Consider the following 2260-nt stretch of genomic DNA (forward strand, 5'->3'; position numbering starts at 1 on the left):
CCTTTCATGGGCTTGCACTGGCGAGAGAGAAACTAAGCAGCGAGGAAATACAACAGCAGATGAAAGAACTTGGTGTAGAAATGGAAATCGTTCCTCTGATTTGACAAGATTACCCGGAGTGTTTCAGCCGGGTAATCTTGTTACTTATCCTTGATTTTCCCTTTAAGGGCGTTTATAATCCACCCTTTCGGATTGTTCTTTTCTCGTGATTTTCCGTTTAGGAGAGCCAGTTCTCCGATAAGGTCGGTTATCTTTTCTTGTGCCGTTATGAATGTCTCTTTGTTCCGGTTTATCTCTTCCGATGTGAAGCCGCAGGAATAACGGAGGTACTCGTACACATGGCTGTCTATCTGATATCGTGCTGTAACCTTTGCTTGCAATTCTTTCCCTTCCAGTTCTTCATCTCTGAACTGTGGTTGATAGACCGGGTAGAACCTAAACCCGGTCACCTTGCTACGTTTGTTGTTTGGGTTTTCACGCACTTTCACGTAGTTGAAAGTGTATGGGCAGCTCTCATCAAGCGCAGCCTTTGCTGGTTTCAAAACTCTTTCCTCAAAATGATCTATTCTGTCTTTTCCGTTCTTGTCCTTGTATTTGTCCGCAGGTATGCCAAGACGGTCTTTCAAGTTTTCAAGGGATATATCCAAAGGGTACACCTGCCCACTCATTAACATGTAAAACCTAAGGGAATACCCAGTAGGTAGCGCAAGAGCCTTGTTTAACTCAAATTCTCTGTACCCCTTGGCGAACTTGGTAAACACATCCCAAAGGTCGTTAGACACACGAAAGGTTATAATGCCAGTGCGTTTTTTATATTTTGGGTTAGATATAAATCCGCACTTCCACCATTCCTCGTCATCTTCGTAAGTAAAAAAACGTCCTGCCAAAGAATCGAGTGCGGCTATGATTTCATTGTAATCACGTCCGGAAAAAATAACGTCAGATACATGCATTTGTGCATCAACATCCCAAAGTCCATGCTCAAACTTGCGTTTCGTGCCTGCATAATCTTTCAGTTTTACTCCCTTTAGTTCAGCTTGGCACGCTTCCAGTATGCGAAGAACTATTCTTTGTTCGTGTATGGACATGTCTTGCTGTTTTGACCATGTATATACCCATGAAACAACAACATCTTTATTCTTGGTAATAGGTAGTTTCTTTTTCATAAACGATTGATTTGCTGCAAATATACACAATCCCCACATTAAAACAAAAAAAGAGGGGTAAAACTCCCAAAGTGTGGGGACTAATTTACTTTTAAACTCCCAAAGTGTGGGGACTAAACTCCCAAAGTGTGGGGAAACACATGTTCTAATCCCTTTATTTATGGGCGTTTGCGAAGAAGTGATAGAGCATATTACAGACGATGCTTATAACAGACAAGGGGAATTTATAGAGCTAAGTGGTTGATTTACTGTCGGAAAAAGAAAAACGATAGGGAAAAAGAGCAAAGCAAAACCAACCAACGGGCGGTAGGATTGGAAACGGGTTTTTATGGCGTGTACACGTTTGTGTACAAAATGTTTGTATTTTATTGAAATATAGCTATCTTTGTGCTGAATTTAAAAGCAAACAGATATGGAAGCATTATCAGTAAGAGAATACCGTAACAACCTCGCAGCGTCTTTCACCAAAGCTGACAATGGCGAGCAGGTACTAATTCGCAGGAAAAACGAGATTTACGCTTTGGTAAAAGTTGGTCGTGAAGATTTGATGATAACCCCGGAGCTGCAAGCAAGGATTGACAAGGCAAGGGAAGAAATCAAATCCGGAAAGTGTGTTACCCTCAAAAGCAGTGAGGATATTGACGCTTATTTCGATAGTCTATGATGTACACAATTAGGGTTTCCGACGGGGTGGATAAGGTGATTGCCAAATGGAAGAAATCAAACCCCAATTTGTTCAAGAAGTATAAGAAAATCTACAAAGAATTGTTAGAGCACCCTAAGACTGGGCTTGGGCATCCCGAAGCGTTAAGGGGCGGTGGGGATATTACATGGTCTCGACACATTACCGCCCATGACCGGATAATCTATGACATTTACGAGGAAGTGGTAGAGGTCTACATCTTGGAGGTAGAGGGGCATTACAACGATAAATGATAAAACTGTTATGGTCGAATATTGTGTTTACTGGTTAGAGAACGGCGAGCCTATGCACGAGGTGTTCTCTTCTCTTGCCGCCGCCGAGATGTACTCATGTGCGATAAGAGGGAAAGAAAACATTGAATGGGTGGAGGTGTCCGAAGAAGAAACCATTG

At 42.2% G+C, this 2260-nt stretch carries 3 protein-coding genes; 2 read left to right on the forward strand and 1 reads right to left on the reverse strand.

Annotation, left to right across the window (positions count from 1 at the left end; translation table 11 throughout):
* Positions 1-140: 140 nt before the first annotated feature.
* Complete coding sequence (locus tag HMPREF9009_RS24735; protein ID WP_004295509.1) at positions 141-1166, reverse strand: replication initiation protein; 1026 nt, start codon at positions 1164-1166, stop codon at positions 141-143.
* A 412-nt stretch (positions 1167-1578) separates the two neighbouring features.
* Between HMPREF9009_RS24735 and HMPREF9009_RS24740 the strand changes: the two genes are divergently transcribed.
* Together HMPREF9009_RS24740 and HMPREF9009_RS24745 are read left to right on the forward strand one after the other, a co-directional pair.
* Positions 1579-1830 (forward strand): hypothetical protein, encoded by a 252-nt coding sequence (locus HMPREF9009_RS24740; protein ID WP_004295507.1) that lies wholly within the window; start codon positions 1579-1581, stop codon positions 1828-1830.
* Positions 1827-2102: a type II toxin-antitoxin system YoeB family toxin gene (locus HMPREF9009_RS24745; protein ID WP_004327436.1), complete on the forward strand. Its 276-nt coding sequence runs from the start codon at positions 1827-1829 to the stop codon at positions 2100-2102. Before HMPREF9009_RS24740 ends, HMPREF9009_RS24745 begins: the two co-directional genes overlap by 4 nt.
* Positions 2103-2260: the final 158 nt, after the last annotated feature.

The sequence above is a fragment of the Bacteroides sp. 3_1_13 genome (assembly GCF_001185845.1).
GTDB lineage: Bacteria > Bacteroidota > Bacteroidia > Bacteroidales > Bacteroidaceae > Bacteroides > Bacteroides xylanisolvens.